Raw genomic sequence first — 23,754 nt, forward strand, 5'->3', positions numbered from 1 at the left:
AAAAAAGTAAATACCAAGACAGCCTAGGCACCCTTGGTATTTACTCTCATATTTATTGATTATTATTCTTCACCAACGTCAGTTGACGTAGAACCAAAAGAAACGATTAAGCAATAAAGATAAACCCGTTAAAGCATAATTGCTGCTTTAACGGGTTTATCTTTATTGATTTAAGGATTTTGAATATCAAGATTGATTTTTGGCAAGTCGATGCCAGCTTCTCTCAATGCATCCACATATTTTTCATAGAACAAGTTCTGCATGCCAAATTCGGTTCCGGATTTAGAGTACATAATGACTTGTGCAGCTATTTGACCTGAACCAATGGGTACAAAAGCAATTTCTTTGGGTTGGATCGTTATTTCATCGCATTTTGGAATCCATTCCTGATTAATCCGTTCCATTACTGATCGGACTGAATGCAGATCCGTCTGCGGGAATAAGCGGATATGGAGCATGACCCTCATATCTCCTCTGGAACGGTTACTGATAACTGTGATTGAGCGATTTGGAATAAAGTGAGTAGTTCCGTCAAAATCTTTCACTTTTGTCGTTTTCAGATTGACATCTTCAACTGTCCCCAAAACACCACTCAATTCGACAACATCTCCCACATCGATTTGTTTCTCCAGAAGAATCATAAAGCCGTTGACAATATCAGATACAAATCCCTGAGCACCTAACGAGAGTGCAAGACCAACTACACCGGCACTGGCGACCAAGGTGCCGACCGGTACCCCGAGCAGTTCCAATATAGTGTAAACCAGGAAAAAGTACAGAATCGCATGATAACTGTTCTTGCTCAATTTGTAGAGTGTATTTAAACGGTTTGGTACTGTTTTCTTCTCTTTCATGTAACGCTTGAACACCATTTCAATGGCATAGTGGCCTACTTTTTTAAGAATAAAAAAGATAATGAGGGCCAAAGCGATCTGCATAAGCAGCACAATAAGTGAACTGGCAATTGCCCGCCAGTCAATCCCCCGCCAGAATTCTATAAAAAATCCTAATTGTTCTTCAGGGGTAGTCGGTGAGTCTTCAGCTGAAAAATACATAGTCATTTCCTTTCTTTCCTGTCAATCGATTAAAACAAGTAGTCTATCACTATTCTACCAGTTTTTTTCAAAGATTCAATTTTAAGTTTATAGTGTTAAAAAGGGCGTCATGTTTGCATTCGTTTACAGTGTAGTGGTAATCTTATGGTATACAGAAAAGAAGAAAGAGGGATTATTATGACAGGTGGAGAAATAGCAGCATTAATAGCAGCAGGAGCATTTGCAGTACTAGTATTAGGCCTTTGTTATGTATTATTCAAAGTAGCAAGTGTCGTTACTGAGCTTAACACTACGGTGGAAGAAGCAAACAAAAGTCTAAATACGATTACCAAAGACGCTGATCATTTACTTATCGAGGTTGAAGGATTATTAAATAAATCCAACACAACTTTAGATGATGTGAATGGCAAGCTAGGACTAACAGATCCATTGTTCCAAGCAGTCGGGGACCTGGGAGAATCTGTATCAAGTTTAAATGATTCAACACGCAACTTGACGTCACATTTGGCTAGCGCTTCAAAAAAAGGCGCCTCAATAGGGATTGCCAAAAAAGTTGGTTCAAAAGTAAGAGGATAACAGAGAATGCAAATCGATAACAAAAGGAGAGAGTTGTTAGTATGTATAAACATAACAAACATGAAAATCTTGAAAGCTTTGTATTGGGCACATTCGTAGGAGCAGCAGTAGCGGGTTTGACGGCCTTATTATTGGCACCTAAATCAGGTAAGGATATGCGTGAAGATATAGCTGGACAAGCCGACAAGACTAAGCAGCAGGCTAAAGAGTATATGTCTATTGTTAAAGATAAAGGAACAAAATTAAAAGGCACTGTGGAAAAAGCTGGTTCTGAGTATCTGGATAATGCTTCAGCAACTTATGAACAGTTAACAAATCAAGTGGGTTCTGACGGAGATACAGAAGAGAATCTTAACAAAATCAAACAGGAAGCTAAAGATACAGCAGAAGGTTTGAAAGATGCATTGAAAGACGGTGTGGAAAGAGATAAAAAGATAACCAAAAATGCGGCGGAAGAGGCTAAAGAATCTTTAGATGATGCCGCAAAAGAAGGAAAAAAAGTATCTCAAGATGATCATTCATTACCTGAAGGATCACCACGTACAATGAATAAAGACGGAAACAGCCAGTATTAATTTGGTGAGTATATGAGATTTACATAAAAGGATGCGATTACCTCGCATCCTTTTATTCATTTCATTTGACCATTACTCAAAATTCATGTGGAAAGGAACAAGACGATGAAAGTTATAAGTGGATTATTTGTTTTATCAGTATCTGGTTTGATACTGTCTGCATGCGGAGAAGACGGGCAGGAGAAAATGGTACCACTCAGGTAGATGTGAGACACGGGACGTTTGAAAATGGAACATATGAACTTGTCGAAGCGAACTATGACGATAATGGATGGAGAGCAGTATTCACTATCGATGTAGAAGACGGCGAAATCGTTACTTCTGATTATAACGAATACAACGAAGAAGGAGCTGTTAAAACTGAGGACCAAGAGTACCAGGAGGCAATGGCAGAGCAGACAGGTGTTGGTCCGCAGGAATACGTTGAAGAACTCAATAATCAATTGGTCACTTCCCAGGATGCTGGACAAATCGATACAGTTTCCGGTGCAACAACCTCATCCAATAAATTCCAGGAATATGCTGCCATGCTTTTAAACGCTGCTGAAAACGGATCGACAGACACCATAGAAGTAGATAATGATTAGAAATAGTACTGCTATCTTAAAAAGTGTAGATAAGGTGCTAAAGACCTGTTAAGTCATAAAAGTATTAAAGAATAGGATCAAGAAAGAAGTGAACAGGATGACAGTCAATACGTTTATTAGAATGATAGGGGGTGGGGGCGGAAGCTATGCCTTTATAGTGTTCGTCTTAAGATTATCAGGGAAACGAACCTTATCCAAGATGAACGCGTTCGATTTTATCGTAACAGTTGCACTCGGTTCGGTACTGGCTAACACATCATAGTGAATCATGAAACATTGCTGTGGGAGGGCATTATAGCCTTTTGTTTGCTAGTCTTTTTGCAGTACCTTTCGACTTGGTTATCTGTCCGGTCCAGCAAAGTGCGCTCCTTGTTGAAATCAAAACCCTCACTGATTTATTACAGAGATGATTATGACGAAACCAAAATGAAAAAAGAGCGGATCACAAAAATTGAAATCATGCAGGCCATTCGTAAAGGTGGATATGTTTCGCTGGATGAAATAGCGGCAGTCATATTAGAAACGGATGGGACGCTAACGGTAATGCAGAAATCAAAAGAAAAGCAGCTTGAGAAAGAAGATTTTTTCTATTAAAAAACCTTATCAGAGTCCATCCATTGTAGTAAGTGATCGATACTACTGGCTGAAATGACTCGATAAGGTTTTTTATACGGCTCTTATTATTTAACAGGAACTACGATCAAATCTTTGGTTGTCTGTGTAAATGACTCAGCTCCCGAATCAGTTACAACGATACAGTCTTCTATCCGAATACCGGCTATATTATCCAGATAAATACCTGGTTCAATCGAAAAACACATGTATTCTCTGATCAGTAAGTCAGTACCCGGTGCAATATTAGGATATTCATGAACTGATTGTCCTAAACCATGACCTAAACGATGTGTAAAAGCTTCTCCATATCCGGCTTCTGAGATGATGTCTCGAGCGACAGCGTCTATTTCCCCCGTTGTCATTCCTGCTTTTACTGCTGACTGTGCCGTTTTCTGTGCGTTTAGAACAATAGTATACAACTTTTCTAGTTCAGAGCTGACTTCCCCATATGCAACTGTTCTGGAAACATCACTTGTATAGCCGTTATAAACGACACCTAAATCAAATAAAACCAGTTCATGAGGGTTGAGTTGTCGTTTACCAGGCGTACCATGTGGGCTGGCCGCATGATCTCCGAATAAAACCATAGTGTCAAAACTCATCTCTTTAATGCCTGATTTTTTTAGTTCATATTCGATCAGCGCAACTACTTCTTCTTCTGTTATGCCCGTTTTCAGTGCATTTATACCCACTTTCAAAGCAATATCAGCAAATTTTCCGGCTTCTTTCATTAGAGTGATTTCATCAGTTGATTTGATTACTTTCATATCTTGAATAGGTGATGTAATCGATGTAAACTCAGCTTCAGGGAAGAGCTCTTTCAACTGATTATATCGGTCAATAATAAGGTAATCTGTTTCAATCCCAATATTTTTTATTACGCCAGGAGTGTCGGATATGAAAGAACCTATTTTTTCAAAAGCATTTTCATGGTCACTGTAACTAAAGACCATATCCACAGCCGCTCCATGCTTCGCATCCTGTTCTTCGAGCTTTGGAACAATTAAAGCTGATTTACTTCCCGTAAGAAGAAGTGCGAGAACACGTTCATGCGGATTACTTAAATACCCAGTTAAATAATTGATGGTAAACGGATTGTCGATATATATAAAAGAAAGGTCCTGTTCAGTCATATGTTTGGTTAGTTGTTCTATTGGTTTCATACTTCACCCTACCTTTAAAATGATAAACTATTCATTTAGTTTACCAAAAACTTCTCTTTAAAGACAGAAAATGATAGAATAGGTAATAAGAAAGCCTTTTCTGAAAAGAGTTTTAGAAAATTTCATGAAAATACACGTTAATGATTGAAATTGGTTTCATTTCTTGTTACTCTATTATGAGAAGTATGCGCTCTCATAAAGAGGGCTACAATGACTAAAGGAGATATTTAAATGGATAAGCAAACAATTACTATATATGATGTCGCACGTGAAGCAGGGGTCTCAATGGCTACAGTCTCACGCGTGGTGAACGGTAACCCTAACGTGAAACCGACAACAAGAAAGAAAGTCCTTGACGTAATTGATCGACTGGATTATCGTCCTAATGCAGTTGCTCGTGGACTAGCCAGCAAGAAAACGACTACAGTAGGTGTTATTATTCCCGATGTCACCAATTTATACTTTTCGTCCTTAGCAAGAGGGATTGATGATATTGCTACTATGTACAAGTATAATATCATTCTAGCCAACTCAGATGAGAACGAACAGAAAGAAGTTCAGGTATTGAATACGTTACTTGCAAAACAAGTTGACGGCGTCATTTTTATGGGAAATAAAATTACTGAAGAGTTGAGAGCAGAATTTTCTCGTTCCCGCACACCGGTGGTTTTAGCAGGAACTGTTGACCCGGACGAACAAGTCGGCAGCGTGAATATCGACTATGAGCTGGCTACTAAAGACAGTGTTGAGTTACTGATAAATAATGGCCATAAAAAAATAGCCTTCGTGTCTGAAAGTCATGAAGAACCTATTAATGGGGTTTACCGAATGAATGGCTATAAAGCTGCTTTAGAAGAAGCATCTATTGAATACAATGAAGATCTGGTGTTACAGTCAGAGTATACCTATAAAGTAGGAGAAGCTGTTTATGAGCAGCTGGTTAAAGCAGGGGCGACTTCTGTAGTACTGGCTGATGATGAGTTAGCTGTAGGGGTATTAAATGCTGCTTTAGATAGAGGAGTCTCCATTCCTGAAGACTTTGAAATCGTAACTTCGAACAATTCTAAACTTACAGCAATGACCCGTCCTCAGCTGACTACAGTTGTTCAACCTTTGTATGACATTGGTGCCGTAGCGATGCGACTACTGACTAAATTGATGAACAAAGAAGAAACTGATGAAAAAACGGTCAAATTACCATATCACATTGAAAATAAGGGAACAACTAAATAATAAAGATGGAGGGGCATTCGATTGGAATGCTCCTCTTTTTCACCTCTAATCCAAAAAGCTCTCTACCCATTTCCAAGGTAGAGAGCTTTTGTTCTGTTCTAGCGCGTATGGTTAATCATCATCATCTTCTGTTTCATCATCATCGTCAGAGTCGCCATTTCCATTTCCGTTTCCGTTCCCATTAGGCGAAGAAGAGCCATTTCCGTTGGAAGGCTCCTCTTCATCAGAAGTGTCATCATCTTCGGGATCTGGCTCAGGTTCAGGTTCTGGTTCAGGTTCAGGTTCAGGCTCTGGTTCTGGTTCAGGTTCTGGATCCGGTTCGGGCTCTGGCTCTGGTTCTGGTTCTGGATCCGGTTCGGGCTCTGGTTCAGGCTCCGGTTCTAGATCCGCCTCAGGCTCCGGGTCGGAGGTATCTTCGTCCTCCGATTCCTCGTCGTCATCAGGTTCTTCACTGTCATCATCTTCGTTATCTTCATCAGATGCTGAAGATGTATAACTGCTCCAGAATTCTTCCAATTCTTCATCAGTAGCACCGATTGCAAAATCATAAGTCGTTGTTCCCGGTACATTATCCGATTTGAACAGTTCAGTATGAGTGTTGCCGGAGTAGTTGAATGAGTCGCCATCAGGTGTTTCCACTTCACCTGATTTCATACCAGTATCGACAATAACTGAATCTTCAGTAACGCCATCTGGTCGTGAGTGCGTTTCTCCAACACCTAATATATCCGGATTTACTGCATGTACGGCATTCATAATTCTGGCCCACATGTCACGGTTTCTTCGACTAGGATGAAGTCCGAAATCATCTCCAAGAGAAATTTCATTGGTCCCATAGCCCATCCAGGTACCGAAAGATACTTTAGGAGTACTCGCGAGGTACCAGACATCATTTCGGTCTTGAGTTGTACCGGTTTTCGAGACCCAGTCAGATTCAAAGTTCAGAAGATCGATCGTGCCTTCAGCAGTTCCCTCTGTGTGAACACCACGGAGCATGTCTAACAGAAGATAATTTGTTTGAGGACTCCATACTTCAGTTTGTTCAACTTCATGTTGATAAACGACCTCACCATTACTGTCTTCAATCCGTTCAATCATGTAAGCTTCTGCATGCTGTCCGTTATTCCCTATTGTAGAAAAAGCACTGACTAGTCCAACTGGTGCTGGTCCATCTGTACCGCCAATTGAAAAGGAAGGGTAATCTATCTCTGCATCAGAAAAATCATCTTCACTGATTCCCATACGTCTGATATAGCCTTGAAGATCCGTTTCTTCCTGCTGTAAAGCTGAATGTATTTTAAATGCAGCAATGTTTTTTGATTCTACTAATGATTGTCTAGCAGTAATCCATTCGTTAGTAGTAGCACCAACGTTGGTCGGCGTATAATAAGTCCAGTCACCAATGGCTGGATCGTAAACGTCACGCACTTCGGCTTCAGTGTCCGGAATGATCGATGCCGGAGTAAGAATACCCGCATCAATCGCAGGACCATAAACGGCTAAAGGTTTGATTGCAGATCCAGGACTGCGGTTCATCTGGAATGCATTATTAAATTGGCTGAGTCCGTAGTCGCGACCGCCAATAAATCCAATTATGCGGCCAGTTTCGTTATCAATTAATGATCCCGCGTATTGGACGGGTAGTGTAGTAGTTTGAGTATTTCCATCTGCATCTTCCCAGTTGAAAGAGCGTTCCTGTCCCAACTGGTCCTGATATTCTCTAACCGTTTCTTCTAGAACGCGATGCACTTCACGGTCGATAGTGGTATGAATCTGATACCCTCTGTTACGAATGGTAAAGCGGACTTCTTCTTCATATTCACTAACAAGATCAGGATTTTCTTCAAGATCTTCATTCGTGATGCCGTCTTCTTCCATGGCTTGTCTCACAAGTATTCGTCTCGCTTCATATTCACCTTGATCGTATACAAATGAGATATCTTCGTAATCGATTTCTTCGCGGTTCAGGAAGTCTTGAGGTAAATCATACTCACTCGCTTCCTGGTACTCTTCAAATGTAATCATATCTTCACGGTACATTCTAAACAGTACTTCACGCATCCGACTAAGTCCGAGGTCGTGATTTTCTTTAACTTCACCAGAATTTGTGTAAGGACTAAAAATGTTTGGACGCTGTGGCAATCCTGCAATGAATGCTGCCTGAGGTAAAGTAATCTCAGCAGCTGATACGCCAAAAATACCCTGTGCAGCTTCTTCGACACCGGCAATATTTTGACCTTTATTGTTACGGCCGAAAGGGGACACGTTGAGGTATGCTTCTAAAATGTCGTCTTTTTCCATATAGTTCTCAATACGCATGGCCAGCAGTATCTCGTTTGCTTTACGCTCATGAGAAACCTCCCCGCCGATGATCTGCTGTTTTATCAGCTGTTGAGTCAGTGTCGATCCACCAGTTGACGCACCGGATTCAGTAATATCCTGTACGAGGGCACGGGCAATGGCTTTCGGAACAATTCCATCATGATCGAAAAAGTACTCGTCTTCTGTCGCGACAATAGCGTTTATAACATTTGATGACATGTCTTCTAATCCGACAGGGGTCCGCATTAAATCAGCTCTTAAATCACTGATGACTTCGCCGCTTTCATAATACATGGTAGAAGTCTGATTATAATCGTAAATCTGCTCTACCATCATTTCAGGTTCGGGGATTTCACTCCCGTTAACTAGAGAAACAAAATACCCAAGTGCAGTTCCTGCACCCAAAGATCCTCCTACTAACAGGACGACAACTATCATGATGACTAATGCTTTAATAACTCTATAAAAAATATCGAAATAATAAACGAACGATGAAAAAATCGAGGGTTCATTCGTTTCTTCTGTTTGTCTGGATTCTTTTACTTCAGATCGTTTCATTATGAACTCCTTATTAAATAAGTTTATTTACTGTGACTGGCTATATTATAGCAAAACCTCAATGGAATTAAAACGAATCGGTATTTAAACGACTATAAAATAGAAGGACTGTGACAGAAATGTTAACCGGTGTTATACAGAAAAAATCCTCTGCGAAAATGGGTAGTCCAATCTCGCAAAGGTTAAAGTCTATACGGTCTCAGGTAATGTTTCCCCAATTAAAGCCAAACGGTCAGACACGTCTTCCTGACTTAAGTTGTGCTCTTTAACATAGCGATTCTCTGGAGAAACACGACACTCATGAGTGCATCCTCTGAGGTATGTGTGCTCATTTTCCTCGGAAGTAATAATCTGACGATTACATTTCGGATTCGCACAATTCACATATCGCTCACATAAAGTACCATCAAACCAGTCTTTTGAAATAACCGTCTTATCGACACGATTAATATCCACGCTGATCCGTTCGTCAAAGACATACATTTTTCCATCCCACAATTCGCCTTGTGTTTTTGGGTGCGTACCATAGTTATGAATACCGCCATGGAGTTGCGCGACATCTTCAAAACCTTCTTTCAGAAGCCATCCACTGAATTTCTCACAGCGGACCCCTCCTGTACAATAGGTAACAACGCGTTTATTCATAAATTTCTCTTTGTTCTCTTTGATCCATTCAGGCAATTCTCTGAACGAACGAATATCAGGTCTGACGGCTCCTCTGAAATGACCCAGATCATATTCATAATCATTACGAGCATCCAAGACGATTGTGTTGTCATCTTCTAAAGCAGCTTTGAACTCTTCAGGTTCCAGATACTGGCCGGTAATTTGATTCGGATCCAGATCATCTTTACCTAACTGTAAAGAAACAATTTCCGGTCTGTATCGGACATGCATTTTTTTAAAAGCATGGCCTTCTGCAGGATCCATTTTAAAGAACATATCAGCAAAGCGCTCATCTGATTTAACGGCTTTCATATAAGATTCCGTCTGTTCAATGGTGCCTGAAACAGTCCCGTTCATGCCTTCTTCAGACACAAGAATACGGCCTTTCAAGCCTAGTTCATTACATAAATTTAAATGATTCACTCTAAACTCTTCCGGATTTTCAATTTCAACATATTTATAGTAAAGCAAAACGCGGTAGTCGCTCATGATTAGTCCTCCTAATTACTGTGTTACAAAATCTTTTCCTGATTAATGGAATCATAGAAATTATAGTGGTTTTGCTTACAAATTGCAAGTTATCAAGCTGTTTCGTCATATTAGAGATGCGTAAGTGATACGCAAGTCTAATATACTTGAAATTTATACCTCTCAGTTTAATGGTATACTCTACTCAGTTAAGTTAATGAACAAACAAACTATTACTCACATAAATTGAATTACATTACTGGAGGGAATTTTTTTGATCAAGAAATTTTTACTTGCATCTCTGACAAGCACGTTACTCTTAACAAGTCTGGCAGTTGCTCCTGAAGTATTCGCAGATGATTATGATGAAGCGATCAATGATAACTTAAGTTTAATAGAAGAAACTGAAAGTAAAGTACATAATTTGGAAGAAACAATCAGTTCTCTACAATCAGAAGTACAAAATGCTGAAGAAGAATTGACTGTACTAGATAGAGAAATCACCTCTAATGAAGACACTATTACAGAAGTGGTTGGTCGACTGGAAGCTGCTCACGCAGAAATGAACTTGCTCCAGGAAGAAATTGCAGAGCTTGAACTTATAATTGAAAAAAGAACAGAACAGCTGGAAGATCAGGCTAGAAAAATTCAAGTTGATGGACAGACGGTCAACTACATTGAATTTATTATTGAAGCTGAATCACTGACAGATGTTATCGGACGTATCGATGTTGTATCAAGTCTGGTGTCATCCAACCGCAAGTTAGTTAAAGCACAGGTAAGAGACAAAGCAGAAGTAGTCGAAAAACAGGATCGAACTGAACAGACCATCATTCAGCAGAACGCTTTGGCAGCTGAACTGGAAGTCATCTCTGAAGATTTAGAACAACAGCGTTTAGAAAAAGAAGTTCTCGTAGCACAAATCGCAGCACAGCGAGCAACTGCCGAATCTGATCGCGACCGTTTCTTAGCTCAGAAAGCAGAAGCAGAACAGGCTGTGGGACAATTACTGGTTGCCAGAGAAGAAGCGGCTCAAGCAGCGCGTGAAGCAGAAGAACAAAGAAGAGTTGAACAGCTCGCACGTGAAGAGGAAGAGGCACAAGCAGCTCAAGAAGCAGAAGTAACGTTGGCTTCATCTCAAAGAGAAGAAGTAAGTGAATCACCTGAATCTGAACCCGTTTCTCAGCCGAGTTCGAACAACGATTCAAACCGCAGTGAAAGCGGGAATTCATCTAATGAATCTGCTAATACGGCACCGTCAAACACTGATAACACGTCAGAATCTAATGATGAATCCAACGATTCGAATGAAGAAGCCAGCACGCCGGCACCCTCACCAACGCCAGCACCAGCTGCTCCTAAACCGACTCCTACACCAGCTCCGCCACCAGCACCAAGTTCGGGTACTTCCTGGTCAAGTTTAGCTCCACATGCTAATGCTTTAGTAGGTACACGTTACCTTTACGGCGGAAGTACACCTAGCGGACTGGATTGTTCCGGTTTTACATCTTTAGTATTCAGACAAGTCGGCAAATCATTGCCACGCAGTGCCGCTGGACAATACGCTTCAGCTCAAAAAGTGACAAATCCACAACCGGGCGACTTAGTCTTCTTTTCAGAAGGAGGCGGACGGGTGACTCATGTCGGCATCTATACTGGAGGCGGCCAGTTTATCGGATCGCAGTCTAGTACAGGCGTAGCTCATACAAGGATTAACAATGGTTACTGGGCACAACGACTAGTAGGATATGGAAGATATTAATAAGCGAAGTAAAAATTTGACCACATAGATAAGTAAAAAAAGAGCAGGCCGCTGAATTAGTGGACCTGCTCTTTACTGTTAAGTAGTAAACCTGATTCGTATCAGTTAGTGATCGTTCAATGAATATAATCTAAGCAGTGATATGGGAGGCATTTTAGCAGTAGGTTTTGGAGATAAAAGTAGAGGCGAAAAAAACAGAAGGGCAGTACCTTTAAAAGGTCTGCTCTTCTGTTTTTAACTCAGCTAGTCTTACTCTTAACTATTAGTGAGTAATTAGATAAACTTACTTGTTAACGCCATGTATTCATCGATATCTGTCAAAATCTCATCGATAGCTGACTGCCAGAAATCTGGTTGAGTCAGGTCGACATCCAAATGTTTTTTAGCCAAATCTTCAGTTGTCATGCTGGCCGGGTCTCTCAGCAAATTACGATAGTCTGATTCAAAGTTCTTGTTTTGTCCTTTAGCATAAGAGTATATGCCCAAGCTGAACAGGAATCCGAAAGTGTAAGGGAAATTATAAAACGGCACTCCTGTAATGTGGAAGTGAAGTTTGCTTGCCCAGAACATAGGGTGATACGATTCAAGAGAATCCTGAAATGCTTCTTTTTGAGCTTCTTCCATTAAGGTAGACAGTTCGTTCTCATCAAGCAGACCGTGTTGTCTCTGTTCATAGAAACGTGTTTCGAATAGATAACGGCTGTGAATATTCATGAACATCACGGCAGCTCTTGAAATCTTACTGTCCAGCAAAGCAATTTTTTCTTCCACAGAATTGGCAGCATCAACAGTCGCACTTGAGATAACCATCTCACAGAAAGTTGAGGCTGTTTCTGCCACGTTCATGGCATATCGGCGGTTGAGGTGCGGCAAATCTCGCATAACATGACTATGATAAGCATGTCCGAGCTCATGTGCCAGTGTAGAGACATTGTTTGCTGAACCTGAAAATGTCATAAAGACACGTGACTGCTTGCTCTTCGGCAGGTTTGAGCAGTAAGCGCCGGGACGTTTGCCTTCTCTGTCTTCTGCTTCAACCCATGCCTGATCGAAAGCCGTTTGTGCCAAGCCCTTCATATCTTCACTGAATGATCCAAAGTGTTCAATAACAAAGGCTTGAGCTTCTTCAAATGAATACTCTTTAGGTTCATAATCGCCTAGGGACAAAGGAGCGGTCACATCAGCCCAACCCAGTTTGTCTTTATGCATTAAAGCTGCTTTTCGATTTAAAAAGTCGACTAGCTTGGGTTTGTTTTTTGTGATGGTATTCCACATTGTGTCAAGCGTCTGTTTTTGCAGTCGGTTGTACTCAAGTGCTGGCGTCAAAAAGTCCGGTTCGTCTCTCAATTTATAAGTCTGTAAACGGAATCCGGCTAAGTGATTGAGGGTATTTGCGAATAAAGGCGCTTTAGATTGCCAGGCCATTTCCCAGGTCGTCAGTAAGGACTCTCTGACTGCCGGATCAGGATGACCACTCAATTTATTTGCAGCCTGACCAGCTGAAAGTGCGGTTACGTCACCATCTTTTTCAAACGGTATACGAATGCTGTTCACCAGAGACTGGTACACATTATTGAAGCCTTCCAGTCCGTCTAAGGATAATTGTTGAATGATGCGTTCTTCATTTTCTGATAACAGTTTTTTCCCTTTTTCTCTTTTTTCGTTCAGATTAAATGCACTGGCTTTTAATTGGTCGTGTGTCAGTAACGTATCCCATTTTTCATCAGGAATAGATTTTAACTTCTTCATAAATTGTGTTTCAACGTCACTTAGCTGACTGCCGAGCTGGCTGAGCTGATTGACTGTCTTAGCCGCTTTAGAGTCATTAACATTTGCCGACAGAAGTCCTCTTGAAAATGTTGAAGCTTCTCCCAAATAATCAAAGGCTGTCTCCCGCTTAGTTAGAAAAGCAATCAAGTCTCCGGTTGAGTCCCTGTCTGATTCTGGTGACCACTGATTGATAAGTGATTTTGCATCTGAAATGGTTTCTTTTATTCCATCGATAAAGTCTTTTAACTCCTTGGAATCACTTCCCCCTTTGAAAATCGTGTCCATATCCCATGTTAATTGTTTCTGCATTATTTCTCCCCCTTAATATAATAATTCAATTGTATCGTTTTTTTCTTTCTATATAAAGTAACTTAAGTTAGAATAAGACTATTGATTGAAAAGGTGTGAAATTATGAAAAATAAAGTAAGTACCGCAGATAATATTTATTTAATCTTAGCTTTCGTCGTAATGGGGGTTCTCTACTATAGTTCATCCATGAGTTATCAGGATCAGACAGTACAGCCTATACTCCATCAGTGGCTCGAAAATGAACCGTTAAGGGGGTTGCTGGAAAGAGTAGAGTTCATGTATGCGGGAAGTGAGATAAGTGTCAATGCAAGTGGATACATAGGATTTATTGAATTCTTCATACGTAAAGGCGCTCACTTCGTCTCGTTCTTCTTTTTGGGACTCTTCTGGTATTTAGGGTTGAGAAATAGAGTAAACAATCCTTACTTGACAGTTATCCTGGCAGTAATGCTCTCAATTGGGTATGCCTCATTTGATGAGCTGAGACAATCATTCCATCCGAACCGTACAGCTTTGATGGAAGATGTCATGCTGGATTTGGCTGGCGCAGCAGTAGGCATCGTGATTGGCCTGTTGTCCACTAATCCAAAGAGAAAGAAAAGGCGTAAACGAGTTTCATGAGAGAATATTACGCGCGTCAAAGCAGTAGGGTAGTGTGAAAGCGTAACCGGAAAACCTTGAAACGACCTGTATTTTTGGTATAATAACTAAGGACTTATGACATAAAAGATCAGGAAAGAGGAATTTAGATGGCAGGACATTCGAAGTGGAAAAATATTCAGCATCGTAAAGGTGCACAAGATGCAAAAAGAGGAAAGATTTTCCAGAAACTCTCTAAAGAAATTTATCAAGCTGCAAAAGATGGTGGCCCTGATCCTGAAACGAATGCGTCACTGCGTCTCGCAGTTGACAAGGCGAAAACAAATAATATGCCTAATGACAATATCGATCGAGCAATTAAACGTGCAACAGATGCAGGTCAGGGAGCAGACTATAAAGAAGTATTGTATGAAGGATATGGACCGAACGGAATTGCAGTGCTTGTCTATGCGCTGACGGATAACCTGAACCGTTCAAGTACCAACATTCGACTTGGATTTGATCGTAATGGCGGATCACTTGGTGAGAAAGGATCAGTCAGCTATATGTTTGACCGTAAGGGATATATCGCAATCAGTCGTGAAGGTCTCGATTTGAGTGAAGATGATATGCTGATGCAGGTTCTGGAAGCAGGTGGAGAAGACCTTGAAACGTCTGATGAAGTCTTTGAAATCTATACAGATGGCCACGATTACGCTTCAGTCAGAGATGCTTTAAAAGAAGCAGGATTTAAACTGGATCAGTCTGAACTGACAATGGTTCCTCAAACGACTATTCCGGTTCCTGAAGATAAAGCCGAGCTGTTCGAGAAAATGATTGATGCTCTTGAAGATGATGATGATGTCAGTGAAGTCTATCATAATGCGGAAATGTAAAAAAAATAGACTTAAAATACTAAATATTTACGGTAAGACCTGTAAAAAGCAGAAATTAATCTGTTTTTTACAGGTTTTTTTCGTCAGTTTTTAGATAGAAGCACAATATATATAGTAGCTGTTAAATGAATGTAGAAAGGAGTGTGGCTAACTGGATACTGAGGTGTTTGCACAGCATTTACTGACAATGGCGGATTCTTTTCGCACAAGTGATATCCATATTTTACCCGAACAGAAACATTATGATATCTACTTTAGGTTAAACGGTCAAATGGATAAACAGTTTTACCTGGATAGAGAAGAAGGAAGCCGATTGATTTCCTACTTTAAGTACCGCTCGAATATGGACGTTGGTGAAAAAAGACGACCTCAAAGTGGTTCGATGACATTTCACCTTAAAGAAAAAGCAGTTGATCTTCGGTTCTCTACAATCAGCAATTACCAGAGTCAGGAGTCGCTCGTAATCAGGCTGTTGAAACAAAAAGACGCTAATCAACAGGAAATAGGGGCGTTTTTCAGATATGAATGGGAGGTGTTGAAAAAACTTGTTGATGCGAAGTCCGGACTGCTGCTGTTTGCTGGACCTGTTGATTCTGGAAAGACGACGACTATGTATCATCTAGTCAAAAATAGACTGGACGGAGAGAAGCAGCAGGTGATAACGGTCGAAGATCCTGTAGAAATTGAAGAAGTCACGTTTCTTCAGACTCAAGTGAATGAAACAGCTGGCATCTCGTATGAACATTTGCTGAAAAGTTCTCTCCGTCATCATCCTGATGTCATTATTGTAGGAGAAATACGTGACGAAGAGACGGCGAAAATGGTCATGAGGGGCGCTTTGACTGGTCACTTGATTGTGGCATCTATCCATGCTAAGAACTGTAGAGGCGTCATTTCAAGGCTTCTAGAGCTAGGGATAAGCCAGACTATACTGGAACAGACACTGATCGGGGTCGCTTTTCAGAATCTGATTCCACTTTATTGCTCATTGTGTGAGAGCAACTGCCAGACATACTGTTCTCATTACCCTAGAGATCAGAAAAGAGCGGCTCTGTTTGAAGTGAAAACGGGAGCCCCTTTAAAAGACTGGTTTAATACAAACTGCAGCGAATCAGCTAACAACCAAAAAGGGCAAAGAGATTTTAATCATTTACTGGAGAAGGTGAAAATGTATGGGTATATTTCTGAAAAAACGTACCACCGGTATCTCATTTCGAACCAGTAAACACTTATATAAGCAGGGGCTCTTTTTGAGTCGACTGGGCCGTCTGCTTTCAGAGGGATTTTCCTTAAAAGACTCCTTACATTTTATGAATACCTTGTCAAAAAACGACTCTGACAATTGGGTCGATACCATTAACAGAGAAGTGAGCATGGGGGCATCATTGTCCGAAGCGTTGGTTCAATGTGAATTTCCTGACCATACCTGTACACAACTCTATTTCGCATTGTATCATGGGGATTTTAATCAGGCTATTACCAGAGCAGGCAGGCAGCTCATTAAGCAGTCAGAAAAGCGAAAAAAAGTCGCTGCTATAGTGCAGTATCCTATTATGCTGATTGGATTCATAATCATTATGCTATTCACAATGCGCTATGTCCTTATTCCTCATATCGAACAAATCACATCTTTTCAATCTGAGGGGATGCCGCTAAGTACCAGACTGATAGTGAAGCTGGTTTACCATGCACCGGTTGGCCTTTTATCACTTACTGTATTGCTTGTCTCGTCGATTGCTGTGTTGAAGTTTATCAGTCAAAAAGAGTCACCAGTGTTCAGATTAAACAAATTGGTCAAATGGATGAGAACACCACTTATAAAGCTATATTGGAGCCAGTATTTCTCATATGAGTGGGGACAGTTGCTCAAGGGGAGCTGCAGTCTTTTGGAAGTGGTGACGATTATGAAAAGCAAGCAAAGTTCAGATTTAGTAAATGAAATTGGCCAGTGTGTCGAGCAGGAAATGCTTAAAGGAAAGTCATTCTCTGAATCACTTGATTTATTCGCATTTCTTAACGAAGAAATCAAGGAAGTCGTCAGGCAGGGAGAAACCTCCGGGAAATTGGGATATGAACTTGAGTTGTATTCAGTAAGTTGTGAAGAAGATTTCGACAGGAAAATGGAACAGATAATGGCATGGATCCAACCGCTGGTCTTTACAGGTGTAGCTTTGATGATTGTTGCGATTTATGCTGCTTTACTACTGCCGACTTTCAGTATTATGGATACTTTATAAAAGGAGGAAAAAAGTGTGATAAAAAAAATGGTAAAAAAAATCAGCCATGATGATGGGTTTACATTGATTGAAATGTCACTTGTTCTGTTTGTTATATCGGCACTGCTGCTGTTATTTATACCTAACTTGTCCGGTAGGCAGGAAAGTGCCGAACTTAAAAGTAATGAGGCCATCGAAACGGTCCTGCAGTCACAGGTTGACTTATATATTATGGATAAAAATCAAAAGCCGACAAGTTTTGATACGTTAAAGTCAGAGAAGTATCTGACTGAAAATCAAGCTCTCCGCGCAAAGAACGAGTACACCATAGTCAATGGAATCGTGACTAAAAATACGCAGTAATGGGAAAGGTCACCGTTAAAAGTCTCCTATACAAAGAGGATGGCCTAACACTGATTGAGAGCTTACTGGTATTATCAGTTGTAACGCTGCTTCTCACCTTACCCACGGTTCATTTTAATTACCTAACGAAAAAGTCCGAAACTGCCCTTTTCTTTGAATCCTTTCAGTCGAGTGTTACATTGGCTCAAAATTATTCTGTGTTAAATGATGCATGGACCGTTGTCACATTTCTGCCCTCTAGAGGGGAAATTACGTTCAGGGTCGCGGGAGAAGCAAATCATCCTATCGAACATGTACTGACACTGCCGGATCATATTATACTGTTAAACAAGACTGTGGAGTTTCGCTTTTCAAGAAAATCAGGTAATATTGGGCAGTTTGAAACCATTTCATTTCATACACCTGAAGGTATAATCGATTATGTATTCCAGCTGGGAAGTGGACGATTTGTGGTTAAAAAGAAATAACCAGAGTGATGGTTATGTATTACTGGAAGCACTGATCAGTATCAGTCTGTTGATGTTAGTGCTGGCAGGAACTGTTCCGTTTTTTATAGATATCTTTGAAGTCAGACAACTGGCAAAAAAAGATGTCGAACTTAGCCGTTTTCTGTATGAAAGTGCACTGTTTTGGGAAATGAAAGAGACGGTTGAACAAGTGAGTTCGGGGACTAGAAAAGCAGAGGCTACCGGGAGCTCCAACAGAATTTATATCAGAGGAGAGGATGGTAACGAAACAGAAGTTGAACTGCTTTCGATCAAATGGTCAGAATGAAGATGGCCTGACATTGATTGAACTATTGGTGGCTTTAAACGTGATGGTGGGGTGTGTTTTCTTCTTCTCGCTAGCTTTGACTCAAATTCAGTCGGTCCAGGCAACTATTAGTGAAGACAGACAAATTGAATGGCATCTCTTCCTTAACCAGATGGAGTATGAGTTGAGAGATAAAGTACTGGTTAGTAAGACAGCCAGTACACTCAACGTTAAGCAGATAAAAGATGGCGTTATTCAGAATGAATCGATTTCCTATAATTTATACAATGACATGTACCGCAGAACGGTCAACAGAACTGGACACCAGCCGCTTTTAACTAAACTAAAAACACTGAAAGTGCAGCATGACCATACACACCTTAGAATTGAGGTCACCTTTCAAAATGATGAATCATATTCTGCAAGACTTAAACTAGAGGGTTTAAATGAATAAACACTATAGAAGATTAGTCAGGAGTGAAAGTGGCAGCAGTTTGATATCGACACTTCTTCTACTGCTTTTTCTTACATTTCTTATGACAGCATCAGCAACAGTTGTCAAAAACCAGGTCGTTCAGTATAAACAGACTAGCTACAGTTATGAAGCCAAAGCTCTGATAGCAATGACTGAGACTCTCCTCTTAAGTGAAGGAGGAGACAGTTACCCCAAACAAATTCTGTTTAGTAATGGGAAAACGGTAATTGAAAAGGTATCAGATAATCGCTATGTGATAAGTGCAACACTGAATAACCACTACACTAGTCAAAAGACGATTGAAGTACCTATAAGAAAAAGTGAGCCGGAAGAGATACTGGAAATTGATTCTGACTCCTTTGAACAAGATGGAGAAGATCACATAAAGAGAGACCAAACGATAGAGTGACCACTTCTGCAACTGTTATCTAATTAAAGATAGACATAGAGGCTGTTATAACAGCCTCTTATTTTTATGAAAATCTTGGTAAATGGGTCATACTTAGCAGAAAGGAAAACACCCATTCGTTTATTTTTCAATTGAGCTTTGCTATAATGAAAAAGACGGAAGATTGACAGCAAGATAAACTAAAAGATAGGGTGTTTAGATGTCTCGAGTAAATGATATACAACAAAAAATGAAAAGTGAGGGAGTAGAAGCTCTCCTAATAACTAGTCCTTACAATTTGCGTTATGCTTCAAATTTCACAGGATCAACTGGTTTAAGTGTGATTACACAAAGTAAAGCTTTTTTCGTAACTGACTTCAGGTACACCGAACAGGCAGCGGATCAGGCAGTCGAGTTTGAGATCGTTAAAAACACGGGACCAATTTACGAAGAAGTTAAAGCAATCGTTGAGAAGGAAAACATAAAATCGCTGGGATTCGAAAAAGAGTTTGTGACTTTTGCAATGTATGAACAAATTAGTTCTTTACTAACCTGTGAGTTGATACCAGTCAGTGGACTAGTTGAATCATTAAGAGAAATCAAAGAAGATTCTGAAGTGGAAACCATTCAGAAGGCGATTAAAATTACTGAATTTGCTTTTGAAGAAATACTTAACTTTATTAAGCCTGGCGTTTCTGAAATCGAAGTGGCCAATAAGCTGGATTTTTTAATGAGAGAAAAAGGAGCATCCGGTGTATCCTTTGACACAATCGTTGCCAGTGGAAAACGTTCTGCAATGCCGCATGGGGTAGCGAGCGATAAAAAAATCGAAAATGGAGACATGATCACTTTAGATTTCGGGTGTTACTATAAGGGTTACGTTTCTGATATGACTAGAACCTTTTCTCTAGGAGACCCAGGTGAAGAACTCAAGAAAATTCACCAGATCGTACTTGATGCTAATTTAAAAGTGACGGAACATGCTAAAGCCGGCGTCACTGGTAAAGCACTTGATGATATTGCTAGAGATTATATCAAAGAAAAAGGGTATGGTGAAGCATTTGGTCACTCTACCGGTCACGGCATAGGTCTTGAAGTCCATGAAGGCCCCGGCATAAACTTCCGGAATGAGAAAGTATTAGTAAGCGGAAACGTGATCACCAATGAACCGGGGATTTATATTCCGGGACTGGGTGGCGTAAGAATCGAAGATGACCTTCTGATCACTGAAAATGGCAATAAAAACCTGATGAGTGTAACGAAAGAACTGATACAATTATAACCAGTTAAAATGCGGTTTTTGACGAATTGAAAATAGGTTTTCGGTTCAAATCATGTTACAATAGAAAGAGAATTAAAATACTTTTTCAACTCAGGGTATTTTATATTAGGAGGAAATTAAATGATTTCAACAAGTGAATTCAAAACTGGACTGACGATTGAATATGATGGAAGTATCTGGAGATTAATGGATTTTCAACATGTTAAACCGGGTAAAGGTCCGGCATTTGTGCGTTCAAAATTAAAAAATCTGCGCACTGGTGCTATTCAGGATAAAACATTCCGTGCTGGAGAAAAGATGGATACGGCGCATATTGAAACAAATTCGATGCAGTATTTATATGAAGATGGCGGAAACCACGTGTTTATGGATTCTGTAACATATGAGCAGCTTGAAATTCCAGGAGAACGTATCGAAGATGAATTGAAACTGATGAAAGAAAATATGCAGGTCGAAATCATGATGTACGGTAGTGAAGTACTTGGTGTGGATCTGCCTAAAAAAGTTCAGCTTAAAGTAGTGGAAACAGAGCCCGGTATTAGAGGAGACACGTCCGGAGGCGGATCTAAATCAGCAACTCTTGAAACAGGTGCGGTCATTACTGTCCCTCTGTTTATAAATGTAGATGACATTCTGATTATTAATACCGATGAGAGCAGCTACGTCTCACGCGCCTGATCATTAATGTAATAAAGAAGGAGGAACGGTAATGGTTGAAAAAACTGGAGATACAAATCAAAGTAATCTGCTAGGTGAAATCGAAGTTGCCCCTGAAGTTGTGGAGATCATTGCAGGAATTGCCGCTAATGAAGTGGGCGGCGTTTATGCCATGCAGGGTAAGTTTTCTAAACGAATGAAAAACGTGTTCGGTAAAACCAACCATAAAAAAGGGGTTCATTTAAATACCGAAGAAGATGGATTGAAACTGGATATTTACTGTTATTTTAAATTTGGCGTAAATGTACCCGAAGTTGCAAAAACAATCCAGCAGCGCGTGCGTGAACAAGTACTGCATATGACAGAAATCACATTGGCTGAAGTGAATATTCATATTGCAGATATCGTACCTGAAAAAACTACTATCCAAGAATTGTTCGAATTGGACACGGAAGAAGATGACGAATAGTGACTACAGTAAGGCGTGTGATTAGGGAAAAAGCCTTTCAGTCTCTTTTCCAGTTATCTACACATGAAGAATTAACGATCGATCAGGCTATCAGACTTGCTTTAGAAAGTACGCTGTCATTTGATGACATGAGAACAATAGAAGAAGCTATGAAAGAAGTATTGCCTGAAGAAAAAAATACACAGCAAATCGTACAGGATGCGCTTCACTACCTTAGGAAACTGGTAGTTGGTGCACGTGAGAATAGTGAAGTGATTGACGAAACGATTACAAGACATTTAAAGAACTGGTCTTTAAGCAGGCTGGAACGCACAAACCTATTGCTTCTTCGTTTAGCCACTTATGAGTTATTGTTTGAAGAAGAAATGGATAAACGTATCGTCATGAATGAAGCAATCGAGTTGGCTAAAACATTCAATGATGAACAGGCAAGTAAATTTATTAACGGTGTACTGCAAAGTATAGCTGATGAAAATAAAGTTTGAGCACTTTTTTCTGTCGTGACCTCACAGTATGTGGGGTCATAGAAATCAAATGGTGACGCAGACAGCAAGAGAGGGCGGGAAAATAGAGTGTCGTTCACATTCTATTTTTTTGCTCTTTTTATTTTCACTGTACATAACGTATAAAGGAAGGATTAATCGATGGATCAAGATTACTTAACGGTATCGCAGTTAACCACTTATGTAAAACGAAAATTTGATTACGATCCTTATCTGGAACGGGTTTTCGTAAAAGGGGAAATTTCCAACTACAATCCTCATCGCCGAAACTCGCACCAGTATTTTAGTATCAAGGATAAAGGGGCCAAGTTGTCAGTGGTCTTGTTTCAACGTGAAGGCAGAAAGCTGGCAGTCGATCTCGAGGAGGGCATGAGTGTCCTGGCTATTGGACGCTTATCTGTTTATGAGAAGAACGGCACGTATCAGCTTTACATCGAACACATTGAACCTGAAGGATTAGGCCAGTTATATGCCGCTTATGAACAGACTAAAAAGAAATTAGCTGAAGAAGGCTGGTTTAATTCTGAACTTAAGAAACCGCTGATCCGATTTCCAAAAAAAATAGCAGTCATCACCAGTCCGAGCGGAGCAGTAATCAGAGATATTCAGACGACAATCGAAAGACGATTTCCGATCGTCGAACTGACGCTCTTCCCAACGCTTGTTCAGGGAGACAAAGCGGCAGACTCGATAGTAAAAAGCATCAAGAAGGCAGATAAAAATGGTGAATTCGATACCATTATCGTTGCTCGAGGAGGCGGATCGTTTGAGGATCTGTTTCCATTCAACGAAGAAAAAGTGGCGTTGGCAATAGCACAAGCGACTACACCAGTGATTTCATCGGTAGGTCATGAAACCGATACGACATTAGCTGATCTTTCATCTGACGTTAGAGCAGCAACACCAACTGCAGCGGCAGAATTGGCCGTACCAGTGCTGACAGAAGAACTGGGTAAAATTGATCTCACTAAGCAGAGACTGGCGCAAGCCATGCAGACGATCTTGAGACAGGAAACAGAACGACTCAAACGACTGAATCAGTCCTATATTTTCAGACAGCCTGCCAGACTCTATGACGGATACAGTCAGAATCTGGATCAGTTAACGGATTCTCTAATCAGAACAACAGAACAGAGGATAAAAACCAGTCAGCAGAAAAGTCAGTTTCTTGACAGACAACTGCAGGCTTACAGTCCGGAGTCATTGATCAGACAATCTAAAAAAGATAATGAAAGATTGCTTCAGCAATTAATATCTGCTTCCCACCATATCGTTAAACAAGAGACTAGTCAGTTGAATTATCTGATTCAATCACTGGACCATCTTTCCCCTCTAAATATTCTGGGCAGAGGCTACGGCATAACTAAAAAAGAAGGAAAAGTCGTTAAATCAACCAGTCAGGTAACCAAAGATGACCACATTAACGTGATGGTTTCGGATGGAACAATAGCAGCTAACGTAACAGCTGTCAGCAAGAACGACCCAACTAACATAATCAGTGAGGAGAAATAAC

Annotated in this window: 26 protein-coding genes; 21 read left to right on the plus strand and 5 right to left on the minus strand. The window is 40.4% G+C overall.

Annotated features, from left to right (window positions below; translation table 11 throughout):
- Positions 1–170 precede the first annotated feature (170 nt).
- Complete coding sequence (locus CLV38_RS08280) at positions 171–1,061, minus strand: mechanosensitive ion channel family protein (RefSeq protein WP_106193949.1); 891 nt, start codon at positions 1,059–1,061, stop codon at positions 171–173.
- 138 nt (positions 1,062–1,199) lie between these two features.
- On the opposite strand from CLV38_RS08280, the gene CLV38_RS08285 reads away from it, so the two are divergent.
- The 5 genes from CLV38_RS08285 to CLV38_RS13875 all read left to right on the plus strand — a co-directional run bounded on the left by CLV38_RS08285 (position 1,200) and on the right by CLV38_RS13875 (position 3,387).
- Positions 1,200–1,631 carry a DUF948 domain-containing protein gene (locus tag CLV38_RS08285; protein ID WP_245920566.1) on the plus strand — a complete coding sequence of 144 codons (432 nt, stop codon included), beginning with the start codon at positions 1,200–1,202 and terminating at the stop codon, positions 1,629–1,631.
- Positions 1,632–1,672: 41 nt separating this feature from the next.
- Positions 1,673–2,206, plus strand: a complete 534-nt coding sequence (locus CLV38_RS08290; RefSeq protein ID WP_106193954.1) for a YtxH domain-containing protein — start codon at positions 1,673–1,675, stop codon at positions 2,204–2,206.
- A gap of 161 nt (positions 2,207–2,367) precedes the next feature.
- A complete protein-coding gene (locus CLV38_RS08295; protein ID WP_146129004.1) occupies positions 2,368–2,793 on the plus strand; it encodes an FMN-binding protein in 426 nt (141 codons plus the stop codon).
- Between the two features lie 97 nt (positions 2,794–2,890).
- Entirely contained in the window at positions 2,891–3,055 is a 165-nt protein-coding gene (locus CLV38_RS13870; protein WP_342751970.1) for a DUF421 domain-containing protein, read from the plus strand.
- A gap of 98 nt (positions 3,056–3,153) precedes the next feature.
- A complete protein-coding gene (locus CLV38_RS13875) occupies positions 3,154–3,387 on the plus strand; it encodes a YetF domain-containing protein (RefSeq protein WP_342751971.1) in 234 nt (77 codons plus the stop codon).
- 86 nt (positions 3,388–3,473) lie between these two features.
- On the opposite strand, the gene CLV38_RS08305 is transcribed toward CLV38_RS13875, so the two are convergent.
- Entirely contained in the window at positions 3,474–4,571 is a 1,098-nt protein-coding gene (locus CLV38_RS08305) for a M24 family metallopeptidase (RefSeq protein WP_106193960.1), read from the minus strand.
- 231 nt (positions 4,572–4,802) lie between these two features.
- Between CLV38_RS08305 and ccpA the strand changes: the two genes are divergently transcribed.
- Positions 4,803–5,804 carry a catabolite control protein A gene (ccpA, locus tag CLV38_RS08310; RefSeq protein WP_106193962.1) on the plus strand — a complete coding sequence of 334 codons (1,002 nt, stop codon included), beginning with the start codon at positions 4,803–4,805 and terminating at the stop codon, positions 5,802–5,804.
- A 111-nt stretch (positions 5,805–5,915) separates the two neighbouring features.
- On the opposite strand, the gene CLV38_RS08315 is transcribed toward ccpA, so the two are convergent.
- Together CLV38_RS08315 and trhO are read right to left on the minus strand one after the other, a co-directional pair.
- Positions 5,916–8,684 carry a transglycosylase domain-containing protein gene (locus tag CLV38_RS08315; RefSeq protein WP_106193965.1) on the minus strand — a complete coding sequence of 923 codons (2,769 nt, stop codon included), beginning with the start codon at positions 8,682–8,684 and terminating at the stop codon, positions 5,916–5,918.
- Between the two features lie 189 nt (positions 8,685–8,873).
- Positions 8,874–9,839, minus strand: a complete 966-nt coding sequence (gene trhO, locus CLV38_RS08320; RefSeq protein ID WP_106193967.1) for an oxygen-dependent tRNA uridine(34) hydroxylase TrhO — start codon at positions 9,837–9,839, stop codon at positions 8,874–8,876.
- Between the two features lie 253 nt (positions 9,840–10,092).
- Here trhO and CLV38_RS08325 point away from each other — a divergent pair, with 253 nt between their 5' ends.
- The gene (locus tag CLV38_RS08325; RefSeq protein WP_106193969.1) at positions 10,093–11,580 is read left to right on the plus strand and encodes a C40 family peptidase; all 1,488 of its coding nucleotides are present in this window, start codon (positions 10,093–10,095) and stop codon (positions 11,578–11,580) included.
- Between the two features lie 273 nt (positions 11,581–11,853).
- On the opposite strand, the gene CLV38_RS08330 is transcribed toward CLV38_RS08325, so the two are convergent.
- On the minus strand, positions 11,854–13,659 hold the full coding sequence (locus CLV38_RS08330) for a M3 family oligoendopeptidase (RefSeq protein ID WP_106193971.1): 1,806 nt from the start codon (positions 13,657–13,659) through the stop codon (positions 11,854–11,856).
- Positions 13,660–13,762: 103 nt separating this feature from the next.
- Here CLV38_RS08330 and CLV38_RS08335 point away from each other — a divergent pair, with 103 nt between their 5' ends.
- From CLV38_RS08335 to xseA, 14 genes are all read left to right on the plus strand, one after another.
- Positions 13,763–14,281 (plus strand): VanZ family protein, encoded by a 519-nt coding sequence (locus CLV38_RS08335; RefSeq protein ID WP_106193973.1) that lies wholly within the window; start codon positions 13,763–13,765, stop codon positions 14,279–14,281.
- A gap of 128 nt (positions 14,282–14,409) precedes the next feature.
- Positions 14,410–15,135: a YebC/PmpR family DNA-binding transcriptional regulator gene (locus CLV38_RS08340; protein WP_106193976.1), complete on the plus strand. Its 726-nt coding sequence runs from the start codon at positions 14,410–14,412 to the stop codon at positions 15,133–15,135.
- Positions 15,136–15,298: 163 nt separating this feature from the next.
- On the plus strand, positions 15,299–16,360 hold the full coding sequence (gene comGA, locus CLV38_RS08345; RefSeq protein WP_245920567.1) for a competence type IV pilus ATPase ComGA: 1,062 nt from the start codon (positions 15,299–15,301) through the stop codon (positions 16,358–16,360).
- The gene (comGB, locus tag CLV38_RS08350; RefSeq protein WP_106193978.1) at positions 16,308–17,372 is read left to right on the plus strand and encodes a competence type IV pilus assembly protein ComGB; all 1,065 of its coding nucleotides are present in this window, start codon (positions 16,308–16,310) and stop codon (positions 17,370–17,372) included. The genes comGA and comGB overlap by 53 nt, the downstream gene beginning before the upstream one ends.
- A 15-nt stretch (positions 17,373–17,387) precedes the next feature.
- Positions 17,388–17,714, plus strand: a complete 327-nt coding sequence (gene comGC, locus CLV38_RS08355; RefSeq protein WP_245920568.1) for a competence type IV pilus major pilin ComGC — start codon at positions 17,388–17,390, stop codon at positions 17,712–17,714.
- The gene (gene comGD / locus CLV38_RS08360) at positions 17,714–18,181 is read left to right on the plus strand and encodes a competence type IV pilus minor pilin ComGD (RefSeq protein WP_106193981.1); all 468 of its coding nucleotides are present in this window, start codon (positions 17,714–17,716) and stop codon (positions 18,179–18,181) included. Before comGC ends, comGD begins: the two co-directional genes overlap by 1 nt.
- Positions 18,162–18,488, plus strand: coding sequence for a hypothetical protein (locus tag CLV38_RS08365; RefSeq protein ID WP_106193983.1), 327 nt, complete (start codon positions 18,162–18,164; stop codon positions 18,486–18,488). Before comGD ends, CLV38_RS08365 begins: the two co-directional genes overlap by 20 nt.
- On the plus strand, positions 18,439–18,921 hold the full coding sequence (comGF, locus tag CLV38_RS08370; RefSeq protein WP_106193986.1) for a competence type IV pilus minor pilin ComGF: 483 nt from the start codon (positions 18,439–18,441) through the stop codon (positions 18,919–18,921). Before CLV38_RS08365 ends, comGF begins: the two co-directional genes overlap by 50 nt.
- Entirely contained in the window at positions 18,914–19,351 is a 438-nt protein-coding gene (locus tag CLV38_RS08375; RefSeq protein WP_106193988.1) for a hypothetical protein, read from the plus strand. Before comGF ends, CLV38_RS08375 begins: the two co-directional genes overlap by 8 nt.
- Before the next feature lie 199 nt (positions 19,352–19,550).
- The gene (locus CLV38_RS08380; protein ID WP_106193990.1) at positions 19,551–20,612 is read left to right on the plus strand and encodes a M24 family metallopeptidase; all 1,062 of its coding nucleotides are present in this window, start codon (positions 19,551–19,553) and stop codon (positions 20,610–20,612) included.
- 120 nt (positions 20,613–20,732) lie between these two features.
- Complete coding sequence (gene efp, locus CLV38_RS08385; RefSeq protein WP_106193992.1) at positions 20,733–21,290, plus strand: elongation factor P; 558 nt, start codon at positions 20,733–20,735, stop codon at positions 21,288–21,290.
- A 31-nt stretch (positions 21,291–21,321) separates the two neighbouring features.
- Positions 21,322–21,738 carry an Asp23/Gls24 family envelope stress response protein gene (locus CLV38_RS08390; RefSeq protein WP_106193994.1) on the plus strand — a complete coding sequence of 139 codons (417 nt, stop codon included), beginning with the start codon at positions 21,322–21,324 and terminating at the stop codon, positions 21,736–21,738.
- On the plus strand, positions 21,738–22,223 hold the full coding sequence (gene nusB, locus CLV38_RS08395) for a transcription antitermination factor NusB (protein ID WP_211295451.1): 486 nt from the start codon (positions 21,738–21,740) through the stop codon (positions 22,221–22,223). Before CLV38_RS08390 ends, nusB begins: the two co-directional genes overlap by 1 nt.
- Positions 22,224–22,382: 159 nt before the next feature.
- Positions 22,383–23,753 (plus strand): exodeoxyribonuclease VII large subunit, encoded by a 1,371-nt coding sequence (xseA, locus tag CLV38_RS08400; protein ID WP_106193997.1) that lies wholly within the window; start codon positions 22,383–22,385, stop codon positions 23,751–23,753.
- Position 23,754 lies beyond the last annotated feature (1 nt).

The organism is Alkalibacterium olivapovliticus, from assembly GCF_003003275.1.
GTDB classification, from domain to species: domain Bacteria; phylum Bacillota; class Bacilli; order Lactobacillales; family Carnobacteriaceae_A; genus Alkalibacterium; species Alkalibacterium olivapovliticum.

What these genes read in the sequence shown, in the direction of transcription:
- CLV38_RS08335 (WP_106193973.1), top strand. Translation starts at nt 13,763, where the DNA reads ATGAAAAATAAAGTAAGTACCGCAGATAATATTTATTTAATCTTAGCT.
- CLV38_RS08290 (WP_106193954.1), top strand. Translation starts at nt 1,673, where the DNA reads ATGTATAAACATAACAAACATGAAAATCTTGAAAGCTTTGTATTGGGC.
- CLV38_RS08340 (WP_106193976.1), top strand. Translation starts at nt 14,410, where the DNA reads ATGGCAGGACATTCGAAGTGGAAAAATATTCAGCATCGTAAAGGTGCA.
- CLV38_RS08305 (WP_106193960.1), bottom strand. Translation starts at nt 4,571, where the DNA reads ATGAAACCAATAGAACAACTAACCAAACATATGACTGAACAGGACCTT.
- comGB (WP_106193978.1), top strand. Translation starts at nt 16,308, where the DNA reads ATGGGTATATTTCTGAAAAAACGTACCACCGGTATCTCATTTCGAACC.
- trhO (WP_106193967.1), bottom strand. Translation starts at nt 9,839, where the DNA reads ATGAGCGACTACCGCGTTTTGCTTTACTATAAATATGTTGAAATTGAA.
- CLV38_RS08390 (WP_106193994.1), top strand. Translation starts at nt 21,322, where the DNA reads ATGGTTGAAAAAACTGGAGATACAAATCAAAGTAATCTGCTAGGTGAA.
- CLV38_RS08380 (WP_106193990.1), top strand. Translation starts at nt 19,551, where the DNA reads ATGTCTCGAGTAAATGATATACAACAAAAAATGAAAAGTGAGGGAGTA.
- ccpA (WP_106193962.1), top strand. Translation starts at nt 4,803, where the DNA reads ATGGATAAGCAAACAATTACTATATATGATGTCGCACGTGAAGCAGGG.
- CLV38_RS08285 (WP_245920566.1), top strand. Translation starts at nt 1,200, where the DNA reads ATGGTATACAGAAAAGAAGAAAGAGGGATTATTATGACAGGTGGAGAA.
- comGF (WP_106193986.1), top strand. Translation starts at nt 18,439, where the DNA reads ATGGTAACGAAACAGAAGTTGAACTGCTTTCGATCAAATGGTCAGAAT.
- CLV38_RS08375 (WP_106193988.1), top strand. Translation starts at nt 18,914, where the DNA reads ATGAATAAACACTATAGAAGATTAGTCAGGAGTGAAAGTGGCAGCAGT.
- CLV38_RS08295 (WP_146129004.1), top strand. Translation starts at nt 2,368, where the DNA reads ATGCGGAGAAGACGGGCAGGAGAAAATGGTACCACTCAGGTAGATGTG.
- comGD (WP_106193981.1), top strand. Translation starts at nt 17,714, where the DNA reads ATGGGAAAGGTCACCGTTAAAAGTCTCCTATACAAAGAGGATGGCCTA.
- CLV38_RS08330 (WP_106193971.1), bottom strand. Translation starts at nt 13,659, where the DNA reads ATGCAGAAACAATTAACATGGGATATGGACACGATTTTCAAAGGGGGA.
- efp (WP_106193992.1), top strand. Translation starts at nt 20,733, where the DNA reads ATGATTTCAACAAGTGAATTCAAAACTGGACTGACGATTGAATATGAT.
- CLV38_RS08315 (WP_106193965.1), bottom strand. Translation starts at nt 8,684, where the DNA reads ATGAAACGATCTGAAGTAAAAGAATCCAGACAAACAGAAGAAACGAAT.
- CLV38_RS08280 (WP_106193949.1), bottom strand. Translation starts at nt 1,061, where the DNA reads ATGACTATGTATTTTTCAGCTGAAGACTCACCGACTACCCCTGAAGAA.
- CLV38_RS13870 (WP_342751970.1), top strand. Translation starts at nt 2,891, where the DNA reads ATGACAGTCAATACGTTTATTAGAATGATAGGGGGTGGGGGCGGAAGC.
- xseA (WP_106193997.1), top strand. Translation starts at nt 22,383, where the DNA reads ATGGATCAAGATTACTTAACGGTATCGCAGTTAACCACTTATGTAAAA.